A 19,363-nucleotide genomic window follows, 5' to 3' on the forward strand; every position below is an offset into this window, starting at 1 on the left:
GTCCTTAGCTGGCCAACACCCGCGCCAACGTCGATTTCACCTTGCCCATCCCGTCATGCAGCGCCTGCTCGATCTCGGCCATGGTGATCACCGCCGTGGTCTTGCCTGCTGCCGGATTCACCACAAGCGACAGGCAGGCGTAATCCAGATCCAGCTCACGGGCCAGTGCCGCTTCCGGCATGCCGGTCATGCCGACGATGTCGCAGCCATCGCGCTCCAGACGCACGATCTCCGCCACGGTTTCCAGACGCGGGCCCTGGGTGCAGGCGTACACGCCCTGATCGCTGTATTCGCAGCCTTCGGCAGCCAGCGCGGCGATCAGTTGCTGACGCAGCGACTCGCTGTAAGGGAAGCTGAAATCGATGTGGGTGACGTGCTCCAGATCATCGGCGAAAAACGTGTGTTCGCGACCGCTGGTGTAATCGACGATCTGGTGTGGCACACAGAAATGCCCGGTGCCCATGGCCGGATGGATCCCGCCCACCGCGTTGACCGCGATGATCGCCTCGGCGCCGGCCTGCTTCAGCGCCCACAGGTTGGCACGGTAGTTGACCTTGTGCGGCGGGAAACGATGGGGATGGCCGTGACGGGCGAGGAACAGAACTTCCTTGCCGGCATATTCCCCGATCTGCACTTCAGCCGACGGCGAACCGTAAGGCGTATCCACCGCCAACGACTGACGAATGCTCAGGCCTTCGAGCTGGGTCAGGCCGGTGCCACCGATGATTGCGTAAACCGTCATAGCAAAAATCCTTAATCGATCAGTTGAGCGTCTTTGAGCGCGCCGATGGCGGTGAGCCAGCGCGGATCCTGACGGTAGTCGGTGCTGGCGAACGCCTGCCCGCGCATTCGCGCAATGCGTGCGGACGGCTTGACCTTCATCCGTTGCGCAGCACTCAGGGCCAGTTCGGCCGCAGCGCGGTCATTGCACACCAGGCCCATGTCGCAACCGGCAGTCAACGCGGCTTCGATCCGGCTGGCAGCGTCGCCGACCACGTGGGCGCCGGCCATCGACAGGTCGTCGCTGAAGATCACGCCGTCAAACTGCAACTCGCCGCGCAGGATGTCCTGCAACCAGCGACGGGAGAACCCGGCCGGCTGCGAATCGACTTGCGGATAGATGACGTGCGCCGGCATGACCGCAGCGAGTTGCTTGCTGAGTCTGGCGAACGGTACGAGGTCGTTGGCGCGGATCTCGTCGAGACTGCGCTCGTCATTCGGGATCGCGACGTGGGAGTCGGCTTCGGCCCAACCGTGACCGGGGAAATGCTTGCCGGTAGCGGCCATGCCCGCGCTGTTCATGCCGCGGATGAAGGCGCCGGCGAGCAATGCGGCGCGCTCGGGATCCCCTTCGAACGAACGAGTGCCGACCACGGTGCTGCGCTGGTAATCCAGATCCAGCACCGGGGCGAAACTCAGGTCGAGGCCGACCGCCAACACTTCGGTGGCCATGACCCAGCCGCATTGTTCGGCGAGGTATTCGGCGTTCGGGTTGTCGGCGATGGCACGCATCGCCGGCAGGCGCACGAAGCCCTGACGCAGACGCTGCACGCGACCGCCCTCCTGGTCGACCGCCAGCAGCAGATCCGGGCGAATGGCGCGGATCGCAGCACTCAGCTCGCGCACTTGGCGCGGGTGCTCGATGTTGCGCGCGAAAATGATCAGGCCGCCCACTTCGGGCTGGCGCAACAATTGGCGATCTTCGGCCGTCAGCCAAGTACCGGCGACGTCCACCATCAACGAGCCTTGCAGGCCAGCAGTCATAGAGATTCCTTGAAAACGAAAAACCCGATCCGCCAGAAATCGCTACCGTGAGCAGGGCTCGGCAGGCCAATAATTTCTATGGAGATCGGGTTCAGAACGAAAGTCGGCATGGGCGGCTAGCTTAGCGGATACAAGCAGCCGCGCCCACCCGTGTGCGGTTAAACCTTGGCGGCCACCGGAGTCGATTTGCTGCGCGGGCGAAGCTGCGCAGTCGCCATCGCGGGGTCGGTGACACCGGTTTCGGCACGCATGCCGGCGGCAAGGAACGGCACCATCAGACGCATCACCTGTTCGATCGAGGTGTTGACGCCGAAATCGGTCTCGGCAATCGCGCGCAAGGCCTTGATCCCGGACATGCTGAACGCCGCAGCGCCGAGCATGAAGTGCACGCGCCAGAACAGTTCGATAGGTGGAATGCGTGGAGCGGCTTCATTGACCAGCAGCATGTAGCGGCGGAACACCTTACCGTACATGTCTTCCAGATAACGACGCAGGTGACCCTGGCTCTGGCTGAACGCCAAACCGAGCAAACGCATGAAGATCGACAGGTCGTTACCGCTGCGTGGCTGCACCACGAGCGCTTGCTCGACGAGGATTTCCAGCAACTCTTCAAGGGTCGGCTTGTTTTCAGGCTTGGCCTGGCGACGCTCCAGCTCTTTATCGAGGCTGATGCAGAACGGCCCGAGGAAGCGCGAGAAAACCGCCTGGATCAGCGCTTTCTTGGAGCCGAAATGATAGTTCACCGCCGCCAGGTTTACCCCGGCCTTGCTGGTGATCAAACGCAATGAGGTTTCAGCGAAACCTTTCTCCGCGAACAACTGCTCGGCAGCATCAAGAATGCGTTCAACGGTTTCCGACTGGGCCATGGCTACTCCGCCTGACAAACACTTGTTTGAAACATACGTTTCAGCCCAAGCCTTGTCAAGCCTGCCAGTTCGTTTTGGGAATGGTCGGTCAGCTATTTAACCACACTCGACCGGCGCATTAATAAGCACGGGAACCGACCGTCCGGCGGGCTGCAAAAAAACGGGCATTGCCAAGACCGCTTCACTGTATATAATCCCAGTCACTGTATAAAAAGACAGAGCGATCAATATGCTAAAGCTGACGCCACGCCAAGCCGAGATTCTGGCCTTTATCAAACGCTGCCTCGAAGACAACGGCTACCCGCCAACCCGCGCGGAAATCGCTCAGGAGCTCGGTTTCAAGTCGCCCAACGCGGCGGAAGAACACCTCAAGGCCCTCGCCCGCAAAGGTGCAATCGAAATGACCCCGGGCGCCTCCCGCGGTATTCGTATCCCCGGCTTCGAAGCCAAGGCTGACGACTCTACCCTGCCGATCATTGGCCGGGTGGCTGCCGGCGCACCGATCCTCGCCCAGCAGCACATCGAAGAGTCCTGCAATATCAACCCTGCGTTCTTCCACCCTCGTGCTGATTACCTGCTGCGCGTACACGGCATGAGCATGAAGGACATCGGTATTTTCGACGGTGACCTGCTGGCGGTTCACACCACCCGCGAAGCACGCAATGGTCAGGTCGTGGTTGCGCGAATCGGCGACGAAGTCACCGTCAAACGCTTCAAGCGCGAAGGCAGCAAAGTCTGGTTGATTGCCGAAAACCCTGAGTTCGCCCCTATCGAAGTCGACCTGAAAGATCAGGAACTGGTGATCGAAGGCTTGAGTGTCGGCGTAATCCGCCGCTAAAGGAGGCTTTATGCAGTTCCCACACACACCCCAGCAAACACAACTGCCTCTATTCGAAGCGTTTCTGGCACAACCGATGGCACCGATCCTGAAAGATGTGGTCGAGCGCCCATGGATTGCCGAACCGGAAGTATTCAGTGAGCTGTCACTGCGCGGTGCGGCCGGGAACTGCCTGAACCTGCTTGCCCCGATTCTTCGCGAACTGAGCGAGGATCAGGATGCACGCTGGCTGACGCTGATCGCCCCTCCAGCCAGCCTGACCCAGATCTGGCTGCGAGAGGCCGGCCTGAACCGTGAACGCATTCTGCTACTGCAACCTCGTGGTGCGCAAAGCGCTCAGCAACTGGCCTGCGAAGCACTGCGCCTGGGTCGTAGCCATACGGTGGTAACCTGGCTCAATCCGCTGAACACAAGTTCACGGCAACAACTGATCAGCGCAGCCCGCACGGGCGACGCTCAGAGCCTGAACATTCGATTGGGTTGATTCACTTGTAACGCGCGCTGTGTGAAGCGCAGGGCTTCTCCAGGGACAGAGAAGCCGATCTGATGTTGCAGCGGCAAGCGCCGACAGGCGGATCTCAGTGAAGAACCCGCGGCCCTTCTTCCTTATCAAATTCGCCTTCGACCATACGGCCGGCCATCTGTACGCCGACGCTCAACATCGCTTTCGCGATTTCCACATGCTGGCCTTGCAGGAATGCTTTAGCATCCTCGGAGAAATCCAGCGTCACCAGAGAACCCTCGTCCTCAGCCCTGCGCAGTTCGATTCGGCCGTCTGGTAACTCGACAATTTCTAGAAAGGACGTTGGCATATAGGTCTGTTCTCCACGAAAGGCAGGGATTATATAGACATCATTCGGGCTTCGCTCGGGATCTTGACCAGCAGCATGTTTCAGATTGCCACCGTGTCAATTGTCCTCAGCATTCGTTCAAGCCTTCGCGAAAGCGGATTGCCAGGCCCTTGAGATTCTGCCGCCAGCTCTCCAGCTCTTCCCGACTCAACTCCTGCGGCGCCTCTTCTTCATCGAGATTAATGGCCTGAATCAATGGCTGTGTCACATCGCCCTTGGGCTTGTGTGGCACCCGTGGCGGCTGGAACAACGCTGAGTGCGCCGCCAGCAATTTCGCCAGCCAGGTTTCAGGGTTACCAGCCAGCTCAACCATCTCGGCCAGTTCCGGGATCGCAATCGATTCCAGGACTTCGCGAGTCAGCAACGCTTCTGCTCGCGATGCATTGGCCTGAGGCAGACGATAAAAACCGGCGATCTCGTGACACAGTCCCAGAAGCGCGCCGTAGAGGTGAAACAACGCCGACTCACGTCCAGCCTGAATCAGCGCCAACGAATTCATCGCCCGCCCCTCTTCGGCGCGAGCCAGAGCCTCCAGTGACAGGCCGGCGAAATAGATCTTCTGATTGGTGCGGGTATAGAGTTCGTGCGCCATGCCGGCAGTCTCCACAGCGAAATAATTGCGTCACACAGACCCGACAGTGTCGTGGATCAGCGGATCCGACCGCAAGCACAAAACAAAAAGGCCGCATGAAAACCCGAGGGTCATCATGCGGCCTTTTGTGGATCAGGCTAACGCTTACTCAGCCTTGGCTTTTGTACGCTTGTCTTCAACAGTCCACTTGCCACCGTCGTAGAACGCTTTCCAGCCGGTAGGCTTGCCGTCGACCTCGGTCTGCACATATTGCTCCTTGGTCTTGCGGCTGTAACGGATTACTGCCGGCAGACCATCAGGATCCTTCTGCGGTGCTTCGCAGAGGAAGTGGTACTTCGGATCGATCTCATCCTTGTGCGGCAGAATCTCGATCACCAGCGGAGCACGGGTCTCGCGGTTTTTCGGGAACTGGCTGGCCGCCAGGAACAGACCGGAAGCACCGTCGCGCAGAATGTAGGTGTCGTTGACCTTCTCGCATTTCAGCTCAGGCATCTTCACCGGATCCATCTTCGGCGGCGCTGCGTCACCACTCTTCAGCAGTTTGCGGGTGTTCTTGCAGGTCGGGTTGGTGCAACCGAAGAACTTGCCGAAACGGCCGGTCTTGAGCTGCATCTCGCTGCCGCACTTGTCGCATTCCAGGCTCGGACCTTCGTAGCCCTTGATGCGGTAGTTGCCCTCTTCGATTTCATAGCCGGCACAATCCGGGTTGTTACCGCAGATGTGCAGTTTGCGCTTCTCGTCGAGCAGGTAGGCGTCCATCGCGGTGCTGCAGATCGGGCAGCGATGCTTGCCGCGCAGCACCAGCGACTCCGACTCGCCCTCGTCGTCCGCAGCGATCTCGTCGCCCGGCACCAGGTTGACGGTGGCCTTGCAGCGCTCTTTTGGTGGCAGGCTGTAACCCGAGCAGCCGAGGAACACGCCGGTCGATGCCGTACGGATCTGCATCGGACGACCGCACGTGGTGCACGGAATATCAGTCATGACCGGCTGGTTGGCACGCATGCCGCTTTCCGGGTTCTCGGCCACTTCGAGCTTCTTCTTGAAGTCGCCGTAGAACTCGTCCAGCACGTTTTTCCAGTCGCGCTCGCCCTGAGCCACATCATCGAGGTTCTCTTCCATGCCGGCGGTGAAGCCGTAGTCCATGAGGTTCGAGAAGCTCTCCGACAGACGCTCGGTGACGATATCGCCCATCTTTTCCGAGTAGAAACGACGGTTGTGCAGGGTCACGTAGCCGCGATCCTGAATAGTCGAAATGATCGCTGCGTAAGTCGAAGGACGACCGATGCCGCGTTTTTCCATTTCCTTGACCAGGCTGGCTTCCGAGTAACGGGCCGGCGGCTTGGTGAAATGCTGCGACGGATCGAGCTTGATCAGCTTCATTGCATCGCCCTGCGCCATGTCCGGCAGAACATCGTCATCGCCAGGCTTGGTGATTTGCGGCAGAACGCGGGTGTAACCGTCGAACTTGAGGATGCGGCCTTTGGCACGCAGCTCGAAGTCGCCAGCGGCAACGCTGACGGTGGTCGACAGATATTGCGCCGGCAGCATCTGGCAAGCGAGGAACTGGCGCCAGATCAACTCGTAGAGGCGCTCAGCATCACGCTCCATGCCTGCAAGCTTGCTTGGCGTGGTGTTGGCATCGGAAGGACGAATCGCTTCGTGAGCCTCTTGTGCGCCTTCCTTGCTGCTGTAGACGTTCGGCGTTTCCGGCAGGTACTTCTTGCCGAACTCGTCCTCGATATAGGTACGCGCCATCGCCACGGCATCAGCCGAGAGGTTGGTCGAGTCGGTACGCATATAAGTGATGTAGCCGGCTTCGTACAGACGCTGGGCCATCATCATGGTTTTCTTCACGCCGAAGCCCAGGCGGTTGCTCGCGGCCTGCTGCAGGGTGGACGTGATGAACGGCGCCGACGGCTTGCTGCTGGTCGGCTTGTCTTCGCGCTTGACGATGCTGTAGCTGGAGGACTTGAGCTTCTCCAGCGCGGCTGTGGCCTGAGCTTCGTTTAGCGGTTTGAAGGCTTCACCCTTCTCGCGCGCCACTTCGAAACGTACGGTCGAACCCTTGGCGGTGCCAAGATCAGCGTGCACTTCCCAGTACTCTTCCGGGTTGAATGCACGAATCTCGCGCTCACGCTCGACCACCAGCTTCACGGCAACCGATTGCACGCGACCGGCCGACAGGCCACGGGCGATCTTGGCCCACAGCAGCGGCGAGACCATGTAACCCACAACGCGGTCGAGGAAACGACGCGCCTGCTGGGCATTTACACGATCAATGTCCAGCTCGCCCGGCTCGGAGAAAGCTTCCTGAATCGCCTTCTTGGTGATTTCGTTGAACACCACGCGCTTGTAGCGGCTGTCGTCACCACCGATGGCTTCGCGCAGGTGCCAGGCAATGGCTTCCCCCTCGCGATCCAAGTCGGTTGCGAGATAGATGGTGTCAGCATCCTTGGCGAGCCGGCGCAGCTCTTCGATGACCTTCTCTTTGCCCGGGAGGATCTCGTACTGGGCTTTCCAGCCATGCTCCGGATCGACACCCATGCGCGAGACCAATTGCTTGCGCGCTTTCTCTTTCGGCGTGAGCACCGGCCCCTCGCCCGCGGCAGCCTTGCCGCGCTTGGCGGCTGGCTCTTTGCTGGCGCTAGCCGAACCGCTGGTGGGCAGGTCTCGGATATGGCCGATACTCGACTTCACCACGTATTGGTTGCCCAGATACTTGTTGATGGTCTTGGCCTTAGCCGGGGATTCCACAATGACCAGCGATTTGCCCATGGATCAGAAAATTCCTGAATTCTAGAAGTGAAAGGCGGTTGGCGCCTGACGCGGCACCGCTATATATAGTGGCTACAAGGTGAGGTCAAGCACAGGGTTCTGTGCGCACTCGCCTTATGCCTTGGAAAAAAGGCTCGGTTCGGCGTGCACCAAAGCAAAGCGTGGCACCTGCTCGCCGTCAACCTCGACCGACTCGACGAACATGCTCAAAGGGCGTACCCAAAAGCCGTAATCGCCATACAGGGCTTGGTAAAACACCACTTCTTCTTCGGTCTCGGAATGCCGCGCAACATTGAATACACGGTACTGCTGACCTTTGTAATGTTTGTAGAGCCCAGGTTGTATCGGCATGCTTCGGCCCTCACTCAAATTTTTTCAAAATAAATACAAAAATAAATCCGCAAAAAACAAAAACCGGGGCACTTGGCCCCGGCTTCCATCGACGAGACGCTTAAACGCGTTCGAAGACGGTGGAGATGCCTTGGCCAAGACCAATGCACATAGTGGCCACCCCAAAGGTGCCGCCATTCTGCTTCATCACGTTCAGCAAGGTGCCGGAAATACGGGCACCGGAGCAACCGAACGGGTGACCCAGGGCGATCGCGCCGCCGTGCAGGTTAACCTTCTCGTTCATCTTGTCGAGCACTTTCAGATCTTTCAGCACTGGCAGGGCCTGTGCAGCGAAAGCTTCGTTGAGCTCGAAGAAGTCGATATCGTTGATGCCGAGGCCCGCACGCTTCAGGGCTTTTTGTGTCGCCGGCACTGGACCATAGCCCATGATCGCCGGATCCACACCCGCCACTGCCATCGAACGGATCACGGCCATCGGCTGGATCCCCAGATCCTGTGCACGCTGCGCCGACATCACGATCATGCACGAAGCACCATCGGTGATCTGCGACGAAGTACCGGCTGTCACGGTGCCGCCTTTTGGATTGAAGGCAGGTTTGAGGGCCGCCAGACTTTCCAGGGTGGTTTCCGGACGAATGGTTTCGTCGTAGTCGAACAGCTTCAGGAAGCCGTTTTCGTCGTAGCCCTGCATCTGGATGATTTCGTCTTTGAACTTGCCTTCCACCGTCGCTTTATGGGCGAGCTGGTGGGAGCGCACGCCAAAGGCATCCTGCTGCTCACGAGTGATGCCATGCATCTTGCCGAGCATTTCAGCGGTCAGACCCATCATGCCCGAGGCTTTCGCCGCGTACAGCGACATGTGCGGGTTCGGATCGACACCGTGCATCATGCTCACGTGGCCCATATGCTCGACGCCGCCAACCACGAATACGTCACCGTTGCCGGTCATGATCGCTTGCGCTGCAGTGTGCAGGGCACTCATCGACGAGCCGCACAGACGGCTGACGGTCTGGCCGGCCGAGGTGTGCGGAATCTGGGTCATCAGCGACGCCATGCGCGCGATGTTCCAGCCCTGCTCCAGGGTCTGGTTCACACAGCCCCAGATCACGTCCTCGACTTCAGCAGGATCGACCTTGGCGTTGCGTTCCAGCAGTTTGCTGATCAGGTGCGCCGACATGTCTTCGGCGCGGGTGTTGCGGTGCATGCCGCCCTTGGAGCGGCCCATCGGAGTACGACCGAAGTCGACAATCACGACGTCTCTAGGATTCAAGCTCATAAGTTCACTCTCACTCTAGTTGGGGGCGCTTAACCGAAGAAGCTCTGGCCGTTTTTGGCCATTTCGCGCAGCTTCGCGGTCGGGTGGTACAGCGCGCCCAAATCAGCGTACTGGTCAGCCAGGGCAACGAACTCGGCCACACCGATCGAATCGATGTAGCGCAGCGCACCGCCACGGAATGGAGGGAAACCGATACCGTAGACCAGACCCATGTCGGCTTCGGCGGCGGTTTCAACGATGCCGTCTTCCAGGCAGCGCACGGTTTCCAGGCACAGCGGGATCATCATCCAGTTGATGATGTCTTCGTCAGTGACTTCGCGCTGCTCGTAAACGATCGGCTTGAGCACTTCCAGCACCGACGGATCGGCAACCTTCTTCTGCTTGCCTTTCTTGTCGGCTTCGTAGGCGTAGAAGCCCTTGCCGTTCTTCTGGCCCAGACGCTTGGCCTCGTACAGCACGTCGATGGCCGAGCGACGGTCATCCTTCATGCGATCCGGGAAGCCTTCAGCCATCACGTCACGACCGTGGTGACCGGTGTCGATGCCGACCACGTCCATCAGGTACGCCGGGCCCATCGGCCAGCCGAATTTTTCCATGACCTTGTCGATGCGGACGAAGTCCACACCAGCGCTGACCAGTTTGGCGAAACCGCCGAAGTACGGGAACAGAACGCGGTTGACCAGGAAACCCGGGCAGTCGTTGACGACGATCGGGTTCTTGCCCATTTTCTTGGCGTAGGCAACGGTGGTGGCAATGGCCAGCTCGCTGGACTTCTCGCCACGGATCACTTCCACCAGCGGCATCATGTGCACCGGGTTGAAGAAGTGCATGCCGACGAAGTTTTCCGGGCGCTTGAGGGCCTTGGCCAGCAAGCTGATGGAAATCGTCGAGGTGTTGGACGCGAGGATGGTGTCCTCTTTGACCTTGTCTTCGACTTCAGCCAGCACAGCTTGCTTGACCTTCGGGTTCTCGACCACGGCTTCAACAACCAGATCGACGTGACCGAAGTCACCGTAGGACAGGGTCGGACGAATACCGTTGAGCACTTCAGCCATTTTCGCGGCGGTCATGCGGCCTTTGTCAACGCGGCCAACCAGCAGTTTGGCGGCTTCGGCCAGACCCTGCTCGATACCGTGTTCGTTGATGTCCTTCATCAGGATCGGCGTGCCTTTGGAGGCCGACTGATAGGCGATACCGCCGCCCATGATGCCGGCGCCCAGTACGGCAGCCTGCTTCACGTCCTTGGCGATTTCGTCGTAGGCCTTGGCCTTTTTCTTCAGCTCCTGATCGTTCAGGAACAGACCGATCAAGCTCTGCGCGGCAGAGGTCTTGGCCAGTTTGACGAAACCGGCGGCTTCGACTTCCAGCGCCTTGTCACGACCGAAGTTCGCGGCTTTCTGGATGGTCTTGATCGCTTCGACCGGCGCCGGGTAATTCGGGCCTGCCTGCCCTGCCACGAAACCTTTGGCGGTTTCGAAAGCCATCATTTGTTCAATGGCGTTCAACTTGAGTTTTTCAAGTTTTGGCTGACGCTTGGCCTTGTAGTCGAACTCGCCGGAGATGGCGCGTTTGATCAGCTCAAGGGCAGCTTCCTGCAGCTTCTCCGGAGCAACCACGGCGTCGACGGCGCTGACTTTCAGCGCGTCCTCAGGACGGTTTTCCTTACCGGCGGCAATCCACTCGATGGCGTTATCGACGCCAATCAGGCGCGGCAGACGCACGGTGCCGCCGAAGCCTGGGTAGATGCCCAGTTTGACTTCCGGCAGACCGATCTTGGCCTTGGTCGACATGACGCGGTAGTCCGCCGCCAGGCACATTTCCAGACCGCCACCCAGGGCGATGCCGTTGATCGCGGCCACGGTCGGAACGTTGAGGTCTTCGAAATCGCTGAAGATCTTGTTGGCTTCGAGATTGCCAGCAACCAGCTCGGCATCCGGCAGCTTGAAGTTGTCGACAAATTCGGTGATGTCGGCGCCGACGATGAACACGTCCTTGCCACTGCTGACGATCACGCCCTTGATCGAAGCATCTGCCTTGATGGTGTCCACGGCCTGACGCAGTTCGTTCAGGGTAAGACGGTTGAACTTGTTGACGGACTCACCCTTGAGGTCGAATTTCAATTCGACGATGCCACTTTCAAGAGCTTTAACCGTGATGGCTTTACCTTCGTAAATCATCAACTGATCTCCACGATATGGAAGCTGAACAGTACACGTCGGACGCAGGTAAATGGCTCGGCAGGACGCTTTTTCGTCGATGCTGACGCCAATCCACCCGGCACACCCGCCAACGCGATAGTCGGGATTCTGTAGGAGCAGTCTGTAAGACAAACGCTCAATTCATACGCCCGTTTGATTTGGGTACGTCACCTTCACGGAATTTCCAACAATTGTCAATCGCCCAAAATACGGGTTGAAATGCGACTTTGTGGTCATTTCCGTTGCACACAGATCCGCAACACGCAGCTGCATGCAAAGCCATTCATAGAATCAATAGTTAGAAAAGTCGCCCTAATTCCCGGCGAGCCTTGTTTAACAGGCTACGCTGGCTGGACTACAGGGAGATTCGCTGCCACTAAAAAACGAGTCAGCGATAAAAAACAGTTACCGGCCTGCCTGGCCACCCAGCCCGATGAATCATGTCGGGCTTTTTATTGCTCGTCTGCCGGACGCTCCCCACCCTTGCAGTGGGAAAAGTCCGCGAGTCAGGCCAGCGCTTTCAGAGTCGCGTCGATATCCTGCAAAACCGTAGCTTCGCCCTTCTCGCCCCAGTACAGCGCGATCATCTGCTTGTCGGCCTCGACCTTGAACACGTTGCCCGGCAACTTTTCGAAATGATCGAGCAGCAACTGGTCCTCGCAGACTTCCTGCCACTGATTGACCCATACCCCCGGCGATTTCTGCCAGTAGGTCCAGCACGCCGGCTGAGTGCCACGCCGCGGCCGATGATATTGCGCGCACGGGCTGGGCGGCTCCTGAGACAGCCAGTGCGGCCACTCCTGAGGCGCCAGCTGCATGGCCAGCCCGATGCGTCGCGCCTCCATGCGCAGGGCCATGCGGCCGCTCTGCACGCGCGACGGGCGCAACCACGCCAGTGGACTCAAAACCACCAGCAGGATTGACACCACCAACCAGACCGTCATATCTCTACTCCCGACTTAAGGTGAGCGCATTGTGTCACTTTGGAACCAATGCGCTTGAAACCAGCCATACTTAACAATATTGAACCGTCACGAGGAGCACCTCATGCCCTACAACCATATCCTGGTCGCCGTAGACCTGACCGAAGAGTGCGACCCTGTGATTCACCGCGCCCGAGAGCTGTCGGCGAGCAATAGCGCCAAGCTGTCGCTGGTGCATATCGTCGAACCGATGGCGATGGCGTTTGGCGGCGACGTGCCGATGGATCTGTCACAACTGCAACAGCAGCAGTTCGATCAGGCCAAGGAGCGACTTGAACGCCTGAAAGCCAAATACGCCGAACTTGAGGGCGCCAATTGCCACCTGACCTATGGCCAACCACGCCAGGAAATCCATCATTTCGCCAAGGAAAACCATTGCGACCTGATCGTAGTCGGCAGCCACGGCCGTCATGGTTTGGCGCTATTGCTGGGCTCCACAGCCAACGACGTGTTGCATGGCGCACCTTGCGATGTGCTCGCGGTGCACCTGATCAAACGCTGAAACACAAAACCCTGTGGGAGCGAGCTTGCTCGCGAAGGCGTCGGCACATTCAACATTGATGCTACCTGACATACCGCTTTCGCGAGCAAGCTCGCTCCCACATTGGAATCTTCACCTATATCCGTATATGAAAAGCCCGGCGCTCATCACTGAACGCCGGGCTTTTTCATGGCCGGATCAATCAGGCATCCAGCTCGGCCCAACGCTCCACCAGTGCATCCAGCTCAGCCTGCAACTGCTCCAGCGAAGCAATCACTTTGGCCGTTTCTGCCGGCGGACGCTGATAAAAACCGGCTTCAGCCATCTCAGCCTCGACCGCAGCGATCTGCTGCTCCTTGGCATCGATGTCGCCCGGCAATGCTTCCAGCTCGCGCTGCAGCTTGTAGCTCAGCTTCTTCTTGGCTGCCGGCGCGGCAGCGGCAGGTGCGGCAGCCACGACAGGTTCAGCGGTGACCACAGCCGAATTCAGATCAGCCTTGCCCGACTTGCTCTCGGTCACGCCCAGCAGGCGCGGCGAACCGCCCTGACGGATCCAGTCCTGATAGCCACCGACGTATTCACGGACCTTACCTTCACCTTCGAAGACCAGGGTGCTGGTGACCACGTTGTCGAGGAACGCCCGGTCGTGACTGACCATCAGCACAGTGCCGTTGAAGGTCAGCAGCACTTCTTCGAGCAGCTCGAGGGTTTCCACGTCGAGGTCGTTGGTCGGTTCGTCGAGGACCAGCAGGTTCGCCGGTTTGCTGAACAGTTTGGCCAGCAGCAAACGCGCACGCTCGCCACCGGACAGCGCCTTGACCGGCGTGCGCGCACGCTGCGGGCTGAACAGGAAGTCACCGAGGTAGCTCAGGACGTGGCGGCTCTGGCCGTCGATATCGATGAAGTCGCGACCTTCGGCGACGTTGTCGATCACGGTCTTTTCCAGATCCAGCTGATGGCGCAACTGGTCGAAGTAGGCCACATCGATGCGCGTGCCCTCTTCCACCTTGCCACTGGTCGGTTGCAGACCGTTGAGCATCAGCTTCAGCAGGGTGGTCTTGCCGGTACCGTTGGCGCCGAGCAGACCGATACGGTCGCCGCGCTGCAGGACCATCGAGAAGTCCTTGATCAGGTACGGGCCATCCGGGTGATGGAAGCTGACATTCTCCAACACCATCACTTGCTTGCCGGACTTGTCGGCGGTTTCCAGCTGGATGTTCGCCTTGCCGGTACGCTCGCGACGCTCGCTGCGCTCAACACGCAGGGCTTTCAGGGCGCGAACGCGACCTTCGTTACGGGTACGACGGGCCTTGATGCCCTGACGGATCCACACTTCTTCCTGAGCCAGACGCTTGTCGAACAGCGCGTTGGCAGTTTCTTCCGCGGCCAGCGCAGCTTCTTTGTGCACCAGGAAGCTGGCGTAGTCGCCGTTCCAGTCGATCAGGCCGCCGCGATCCAGTTCGAGGATGCGCGTGGCGAGGTTCTGCAGGAAAGAACGGTCGTGCGTGATGAACAGCACGGCGCCCTGGAAATCCTTCAGGGCTTCTTCAAGCCAGGCAATCGCACCGATGTCCAGGTGGTTGGTCGGTTCGTCGAGCAGCAGCAGATCCGGTTCCGAGACCAGCGCCTGCGCCAGCAGCACGCGACGACGCCAGCCGCCGGACAACTCGGCGAGGGTCTTGTCGGCCGGCAGTTGCAGGCGGCTCAGGGTGCTGTCGACCAGGGTCTGCAAGCGCCAGCCGTCACGGGCTTCGAGGTCGTGCTGAACGTGCATCAGCTTGTCCAGATCGGCGTCGGTGACGATGTTCTGGCTCAGGTGATGGTATTCGGCGAGCAAGGCGCCAACGCCGTCGAGGCCTTCGGCAACCACGTCGAATACGGTCCGCCCGTCGGCCACCGGCAATTCTTGCGGCAATTCACCGATTTTCAGACCGGGGGCACGCCACACCGAGCCGTCATCGGGCTTCTGGTCGCCCTTGACCAGTTTCATCATGCTGGATTTGCCAGTGCCGTTGCGGCCGATGATGCACACCCGCTCACCACGGGCGATCTGCCAGGACACCTTGTCCAACAACGGCATCGCGCCGAATGCAAGGGACACATCGCTGAATTTGAGCAGGGTCATGAGCTTCTCCAAAAACCGGGCGCGCATTCTACCTGAGTTAGGCTCTCAGCAGGCCGGCAATTTGTCTGCCGAAGCACTCTGCACAACATTTGTTGCGAACTTGTGCTGCAAGACCGGCAAAGCTTTCGCCCGTTGCTGGCAAAAGGCTAAGCTACAGACAATTCAGTGCTGGCCGCGGCCGGTGCTTGTCATGATTTCTCTGCCCGGATGTCTCATGCGCAGTCGCCTTTTCAGTGTCTTGTCCTGTTTGCTACTTACCGCCGCTGCCGCTCAATCCGCTCAGGCGGTGGACCTGTCCACCCAACGCCAGTATTACGATGAAGCCAAGCGTGCCTTGGCCAAGGGCGATACCGGCCCGTACTTCCGTTATAGCCAGGCCCTCGCCGATTACCCGCTGGAACCGTACCTGGCCTACGACGAACTGACCGCGCGTCTGAAAACCGCGAGCAACGCCGAAATCGAGAAGTTCCTCGCCGAGCACGGCGACCTGCCCCAGGCCAACTGGATGAAGCTGCGCTGGTTGCGCTGGCTCGCCGACCGTGGCGATTGGGCGACCTTCACCAAGTATTACGATCCGAAACTCAACTTCACCGAACTGGACTGCCTCAATGCGCAGTTCCAGATCAGCAGCGGCCATAAGGCCGAGGGCTATGCCAACGCCGACAAACTGTGGCTGACCGGTAAATCGCAACCGGCTGCCTGTGACGGGCTGTTCGGCATCTGGGCCGCCGACGGTCAGTTGACCGAACAGAAACGCTGGGAACGCACCAAACTCGCCGCCCAGGCGCGCAACTATCCACTGGCTAACAGTCTGGTCAACGGCCTGACCACCCTCGCCCCGCGCGGTCGGCTGCTGGTAGACGTGGCGCAGAAACCCGAGCTGCTCAATCAGCCGTCGCGCTTCACCCCGGCCGACGAGCCGATGTCCGACGTGGTCAGCCTCGGCCTGCGCCGCCTCGCCCGTCAGGATCCGGACAAGGCCATGGCCCTGCTCGACGGATACGCCAGCAGCATGCATTTCTCCCGTGACGAGAAAGTCGCGATTGCCCGGGAAATCGGCCTGACCCTGGCCCGGCGCTTCGACAGCCGCGCGCTGGACGTGATGACCAAATACGATCCGGAACTGCGTGACAACACCGTGTCCGAATGGCGCCTGCGTTTGCTGCTGCGACTGGCACGCTGGGACGATGCGTATCAGTTGACTCGTCGTCTGCCACAGGATCTGGCGACCACCAACCGCTGGCGTTACTGGCAGGCCCGCAGCCTGGAACTGGCGCAACCGCAGAACCCGGAAGCGCAGACCCTGTACAAGAATCTGGCGAAGGAACGCGACTTCTACGGTTTCCTCGCTGCCGACCGCTCGCAACTGCCTTACTCGCTGATGAACAAGCCGCTGGTACTCAGTCAGGCCACCATCAACAAGGTGCGCAACACTCCCGGCGTGCGGCGCGCGCTGGAATTCCATGCGCGTGGGCAGATCGTTGACGGTCGCCGCGAGTGGTATCACGTCAGTCGCCATTTCAATCGTGACGAAATGGTCGCTCAGGCCAAACTGGCCTACGACCTGAAATGGTATTTCCCGGCCATCCGCACCATCAGTCAGGCGCAATACTGGGACGACCTGGATATCCGCTTCCCGATGGCCCACCGCGACACCCTGGTGCGTGAAGCCAAGACGCGCGGCCTGCACTCAAGCTGGGTGTTCGCCATCACCCGCCAGGAAAGTGCCTTCATGGACGACGCCCGCTCCGGCGTTGGTGCCAGCGGTCTGATGCAGTTGATGCCCGGCACTGCCAAGGAAACCGCACGCAAGTTCAGCATCCCGCTGGCCTCGCCGCAACAAGTGCTCGATCCGGACAAGAACATCCAGCTCGGCGCCGCTTACCTGAGCCAGGTGCACAGCCAGTTCAACGGCAACCGCGTCCTCGCCTCCGCCGCCTACAATGCCGGCCCCGGCCGCGTGCGCCAGTGGCTGCGCGGTGCCGATCACCTGAGCTTCGACGTGTGGGTGGAAAGCATCCCGTTCGACGAAACCCGCCAGTACGTGCAAAACGTGCTGTCATACTCGGTGATCTACGGGCAGAAGCTCAATTCGCCGCAGCCGCTGGTGGACTGGCATGAGCGGTATTTCGACGATCAATGACAGGTGCTGAATACCTGAAATGAAAATTGCCCGCATCAATCGATGCGGGCATTTTTTTTGCCGTCAGCAAAGATCTGCGGCAGTTCTACACCGCCACCGCATGCCCGTCGTTGAACTGCAGCGCTGCCAACCGCGCATACAGCGGATTGCTTACGATCAGTTCCTGATGGGTACCGATGGCCACCAGGCTACCCTGATCCATCACCGCGATCCGGTCGGCGTTTTTCACTGTGGCCAGGCGATGCGCGATTACCAATGTGGTGCGATTTTGCATCAGGCTTGGCAACGCTTCCTGAATCAAGTGCTCGCTCTGCGCATCGAGGGCGCTGGTGGCTTCGTCCAGCAGCAGAATCGGCGCATCCACCAGCAACGCGCGGGCAATCGCCAGGCGTTGACGCTGGCCGCCGGAAAGTCCGAGGCCGGCGTCTCCCAAGTGGGTCTGATAGCCATTGGGCATCTTCTCGATGAAGTCATGGGCGTGGGCAATTCTTGCCGCTTCCTTGACCTGTTCCAGCGTCGCATCTGCATTGCCGTAACGAATATTCTCTTCGACGCTGCCGAAAAACAGCGCAGGCGATTGCGAGACCAGGGCGAAATTGCGGCGCAGATCCAGCGGGTCGAGGCTGGTCAGCGGCACACCATCTATCAGGATCCGGCCTTCAAGCGGGTCGTAGAAGCGCAACAGCAAGTCATACACCGTGGACTTGCCGGCACCGGATGGCCCGACAAGGGCCAGGGTCTCGCCGGCCCTGATGGTCAGGCTCAAGCCGTTGACGGCGTAGCTGTCCGGACGCGACGGGTAGGAAAAGCGCACATTCTGCAATTGCAGTTCGCCCTTGATCCGTTCTGGCAACGTCACCAGCCCGAGGGTCGGTGGCTGGATGATGTTCTGCGAACTGAGCAGTTCCGCGATGCGCTCAGCGGCACCCGCCGCACGCTGCAACTCGCCGATGACTTCACTCAACGTGCCGATCGCACTGCCGACGATCAGGCTGTAGAAAACGAAAGCCGCCAGTTCGCCACCGGTGATGCGCCCGGCAATCACGTCCATGCCGCCGACCCACAACATCACCGCCACCGCGCCGAGCACCAGCACGATCACCACGGTGATCATCCACGAGCGTTGAAAGATGCGCTTGCGTGCGGTGTCGAACGCGTCCTCGACCGTCGTGGCGAAACGCCGCTCGTCCTGCACCTGATGGTTGTAGGCTTGCACGGTCTTGATCTGGCCCAGGGTTTCGGAGACATAGCTGCCAATGTCGGCCACCCGGTCCTGACTCAGCCGCGATAGATTGCGCACGCGCCGACCGAAAATCAGAATCGGCGCGACCACGAACGGCAAGGCAATCACCACGATGCTGGTGAGTTTCGGGTTGGTGATAAACAGCAGAACCACCCCGCCGATCACCATCAACAGGTTGCGCAAAAACATCGACAGTGACGAGCCGATCACCGATTGCAGCAACGTGGTGTCGGCAGTCAGCCGGGACTGAATCTCCGAACTGCGGTTGTTTTCGTAAAACCCGGGATGCAGGTACACCAGATGGTTGAACACCTCACGCCGGATATCCGCCACACAGCGCTCACCGATCCACGACACCCAGTAAAAACGCGCGAACGTGCCGACTGCCAGGCCCAGCACCATCAGCATGAAGATACCGATGCTCTGGTTCAGTTGATGCGGCGACTGCGTCATGAAGCCCCGATCGACCAGCAATTTGATCCCCTGCCCCATCGACAAAGTGACGGCCGCGGTGACGATCAACGCCAGCAGCGCAGCGCCGACTTGCCAACGATAAGGCGCCAGAAACCGGCTGGTCAGACTCAGCGCTCGACGGTGCCGGGAAGAAAGCTTCGAGATCATTCAGGTACACATCCGTGTTGGTGAAAGGGCTAGCCTAAACCTTCTATGGGGCGGAACTCTGTAAATCACAATGAGTCAGGTTAAATATGCCCCCAAAGACTAGGCCATAGTTGCTATTGGTCTAATGTCCCGGTTGAGACGAGCGGTCATTTCTGTTGGACTGGAGGTGCCGCTTTTGACAGACCCAAGGGTGTTGTCACAGCCTGGTCACGTGGCGGTTTTAATCTACGTGCACAACCTGATGAGGAGACAGGCC

Annotated in this window: 16 protein-coding genes; 4 read left to right on the forward strand and 12 right to left on the reverse strand. The window is 59.6% G+C overall.

What is annotated here, in order from left to right:
• Positions 1 to 4 precede the first annotated feature (4 nt).
• From E4T63_RS18740 to E4T63_RS18750, 3 genes are all read right to left on the reverse strand, one after another.
• A complete protein-coding gene (locus tag E4T63_RS18740) occupies positions 5 to 742 on the reverse strand; it encodes an S-methyl-5'-thioinosine phosphorylase (protein ID WP_123588508.1) in 738 nt (245 codons plus the stop codon).
• Positions 743 to 753: 11 nt separating this feature from the next.
• Complete coding sequence (nagZ, locus tag E4T63_RS18745; RefSeq protein WP_135296248.1) at positions 754 to 1,764, reverse strand: beta-N-acetylhexosaminidase; 1,011 nt, start codon at positions 1,762 to 1,764, stop codon at positions 754 to 756.
• A gap of 158 nt (positions 1,765 to 1,922) precedes the next feature.
• On the reverse strand, positions 1,923 to 2,630 hold the full coding sequence (locus tag E4T63_RS18750) for a TetR/AcrR family transcriptional regulator (protein WP_007961819.1): 708 nt from the start codon (positions 2,628 to 2,630) through the stop codon (positions 1,923 to 1,925).
• 229 nt (positions 2,631 to 2,859) lie between these two features.
• On the opposite strand from E4T63_RS18750, the gene lexA reads away from it, so the two are divergent.
• Together lexA and sulA are read left to right on the forward strand one after the other, a co-directional pair.
• On the forward strand, positions 2,860 to 3,468 hold the full coding sequence (gene lexA / locus E4T63_RS18755; protein WP_003226590.1) for a transcriptional repressor LexA: 609 nt from the start codon (positions 2,860 to 2,862) through the stop codon (positions 3,466 to 3,468).
• A gap of 10 nt (positions 3,469 to 3,478) precedes the next feature.
• Positions 3,479 to 3,952, forward strand: a complete 474-nt coding sequence (gene sulA, locus E4T63_RS18760; protein WP_003226591.1) for an SOS-induced cell division inhibitor SulA — start codon at positions 3,479 to 3,481, stop codon at positions 3,950 to 3,952.
• 94 nt (positions 3,953 to 4,046) lie between these two features.
• Here the strand turns inward: sulA and E4T63_RS18765 are convergent, their stop codons facing one another.
• The 7 genes from E4T63_RS18765 to E4T63_RS18800 form a co-directional block, all read right to left on the reverse strand.
• Positions 4,047 to 4,280, reverse strand: coding sequence for a hypothetical protein (locus E4T63_RS18765; RefSeq protein WP_003226592.1), 234 nt, complete (start codon positions 4,278 to 4,280; stop codon positions 4,047 to 4,049).
• A gap of 106 nt (positions 4,281 to 4,386) precedes the next feature.
• Positions 4,387 to 4,911 carry a DUF6586 family protein gene (locus E4T63_RS18770; RefSeq protein ID WP_097088548.1) on the reverse strand — a complete coding sequence of 175 codons (525 nt, stop codon included), beginning with the start codon at positions 4,909 to 4,911 and terminating at the stop codon, positions 4,387 to 4,389.
• Between the two features lie 144 nt (positions 4,912 to 5,055).
• The gene (gene topA, locus E4T63_RS18775; protein WP_095140031.1) at positions 5,056 to 7,686 is read right to left on the reverse strand and encodes a type I DNA topoisomerase; all 2,631 of its coding nucleotides are present in this window, start codon (positions 7,684 to 7,686) and stop codon (positions 5,056 to 5,058) included.
• A gap of 114 nt (positions 7,687 to 7,800) precedes the next feature.
• Positions 7,801 to 8,037: a DUF1653 domain-containing protein gene (locus tag E4T63_RS18780; protein WP_134786957.1), complete on the reverse strand. Its 237-nt coding sequence runs from the start codon at positions 8,035 to 8,037 to the stop codon at positions 7,801 to 7,803.
• Between the two features lie 100 nt (positions 8,038 to 8,137).
• Positions 8,138 to 9,313, reverse strand: a complete 1,176-nt coding sequence (gene fadA, locus E4T63_RS18785; protein WP_135296249.1) for an acetyl-CoA C-acyltransferase FadA — start codon at positions 9,311 to 9,313, stop codon at positions 8,138 to 8,140.
• A gap of 29 nt (positions 9,314 to 9,342) precedes the next feature.
• Positions 9,343 to 11,490, reverse strand: a complete 2,148-nt coding sequence (gene fadB / locus E4T63_RS18790) for a fatty acid oxidation complex subunit alpha FadB (protein WP_024013640.1) — start codon at positions 11,488 to 11,490, stop codon at positions 9,343 to 9,345.
• A gap of 527 nt (positions 11,491 to 12,017) precedes the next feature.
• Positions 12,018 to 12,455, reverse strand: a complete 438-nt coding sequence (locus E4T63_RS18800; protein ID WP_098964812.1) for a hypothetical protein — start codon at positions 12,453 to 12,455, stop codon at positions 12,018 to 12,020.
• Positions 12,456 to 12,558: 103 nt separating this feature from the next.
• On the opposite strand from E4T63_RS18800, the gene E4T63_RS18805 reads away from it, so the two are divergent.
• Positions 12,559 to 12,996, forward strand: coding sequence for a universal stress protein (locus E4T63_RS18805; protein ID WP_135296250.1), 438 nt, complete (start codon positions 12,559 to 12,561; stop codon positions 12,994 to 12,996).
• A 181-nt stretch (positions 12,997 to 13,177) separates the two neighbouring features.
• Here E4T63_RS18805 and E4T63_RS18815 read toward each other — a convergent pair whose 3' ends face one another.
• Positions 13,178 to 15,100 carry an ATP-binding cassette domain-containing protein gene (locus tag E4T63_RS18815; protein ID WP_098964816.1) on the reverse strand — a complete coding sequence of 641 codons (1,923 nt, stop codon included), beginning with the start codon at positions 15,098 to 15,100 and terminating at the stop codon, positions 13,178 to 13,180.
• Positions 15,101 to 15,314: 214 nt separating this feature from the next.
• Between E4T63_RS18815 and E4T63_RS18820 the strand changes: the two genes are divergently transcribed.
• Positions 15,315 to 17,243 (forward strand): transglycosylase SLT domain-containing protein, encoded by a 1,929-nt coding sequence (locus E4T63_RS18820; protein ID WP_027611441.1) that lies wholly within the window; start codon positions 15,315 to 15,317, stop codon positions 17,241 to 17,243.
• Between the two features lie 85 nt (positions 17,244 to 17,328).
• Here E4T63_RS18820 and E4T63_RS18825 read toward each other — a convergent pair whose 3' ends face one another.
• Positions 17,329 to 19,107, reverse strand: a complete 1,779-nt coding sequence (locus E4T63_RS18825; protein ID WP_098964819.1) for an ABC transporter transmembrane domain-containing protein — start codon at positions 19,105 to 19,107, stop codon at positions 17,329 to 17,331.
• Between the last annotated feature and the right edge of the window lie 256 nt (positions 19,108 to 19,363).

Origin of the sequence: Pseudomonas fluorescens, from assembly GCF_004683905.1 — a bacterium.
Taxonomy (GTDB): Bacteria; Pseudomonadota; Gammaproteobacteria; order Pseudomonadales; family Pseudomonadaceae; genus Aquipseudomonas; species Aquipseudomonas putida_A.

Coding starts and splice junctions, on each gene's coding strand:
- E4T63_RS18815 (WP_098964816.1), bottom strand. CDS start 15,100: ATGACCCTGCTCAAATTCAGCGATGTGTCCCTTGCATTCGGCGCGATG.
- E4T63_RS18780 (WP_134786957.1), bottom strand. CDS start 8,037: ATGCCGATACAACCTGGGCTCTACAAACATTACAAAGGTCAGCAGTAC.
- topA (WP_095140031.1), bottom strand. CDS start 7,686: ATGGGCAAATCGCTGGTCATTGTGGAATCCCCGGCTAAGGCCAAGACC.
- E4T63_RS18750 (WP_007961819.1), bottom strand. CDS start 2,630: ATGGCCCAGTCGGAAACCGTTGAACGCATTCTTGATGCTGCCGAGCAG.
- E4T63_RS18820 (WP_027611441.1), top strand. CDS start 15,315: ATGCGCAGTCGCCTTTTCAGTGTCTTGTCCTGTTTGCTACTTACCGCC.
- E4T63_RS18740 (WP_123588508.1), bottom strand. CDS start 742: ATGACGGTTTACGCAATCATCGGTGGCACCGGCCTGACCCAGCTCGAA.
- E4T63_RS18770 (WP_097088548.1), bottom strand. CDS start 4,911: ATGGCGCACGAACTCTATACCCGCACCAATCAGAAGATCTATTTCGCC.
- lexA (WP_003226590.1), top strand. CDS start 2,860: ATGCTAAAGCTGACGCCACGCCAAGCCGAGATTCTGGCCTTTATCAAA.
- sulA (WP_003226591.1), top strand. CDS start 3,479: ATGCAGTTCCCACACACACCCCAGCAAACACAACTGCCTCTATTCGAA.
- E4T63_RS18800 (WP_098964812.1), bottom strand. CDS start 12,455: ATGACGGTCTGGTTGGTGGTGTCAATCCTGCTGGTGGTTTTGAGTCCA.
- fadA (WP_135296249.1), bottom strand. CDS start 9,313: ATGAGCTTGAATCCTAGAGACGTCGTGATTGTCGACTTCGGTCGTACT.
- E4T63_RS18825 (WP_098964819.1), bottom strand. CDS start 19,107: ATGATCTCGAAGCTTTCTTCCCGGCACCGTCGAGCGCTGAGTCTGACC.
- fadB (WP_024013640.1), bottom strand. CDS start 11,490: ATGATTTACGAAGGTAAAGCCATCACGGTTAAAGCTCTTGAAAGTGGC.
- nagZ (WP_135296248.1), bottom strand. CDS start 1,764: ATGACTGCTGGCCTGCAAGGCTCGTTGATGGTGGACGTCGCCGGTACT.
- E4T63_RS18765 (WP_003226592.1), bottom strand. CDS start 4,280: ATGCCAACGTCCTTTCTAGAAATTGTCGAGTTACCAGACGGCCGAATC.
- E4T63_RS18805 (WP_135296250.1), top strand. CDS start 12,559: ATGCCCTACAACCATATCCTGGTCGCCGTAGACCTGACCGAAGAGTGC.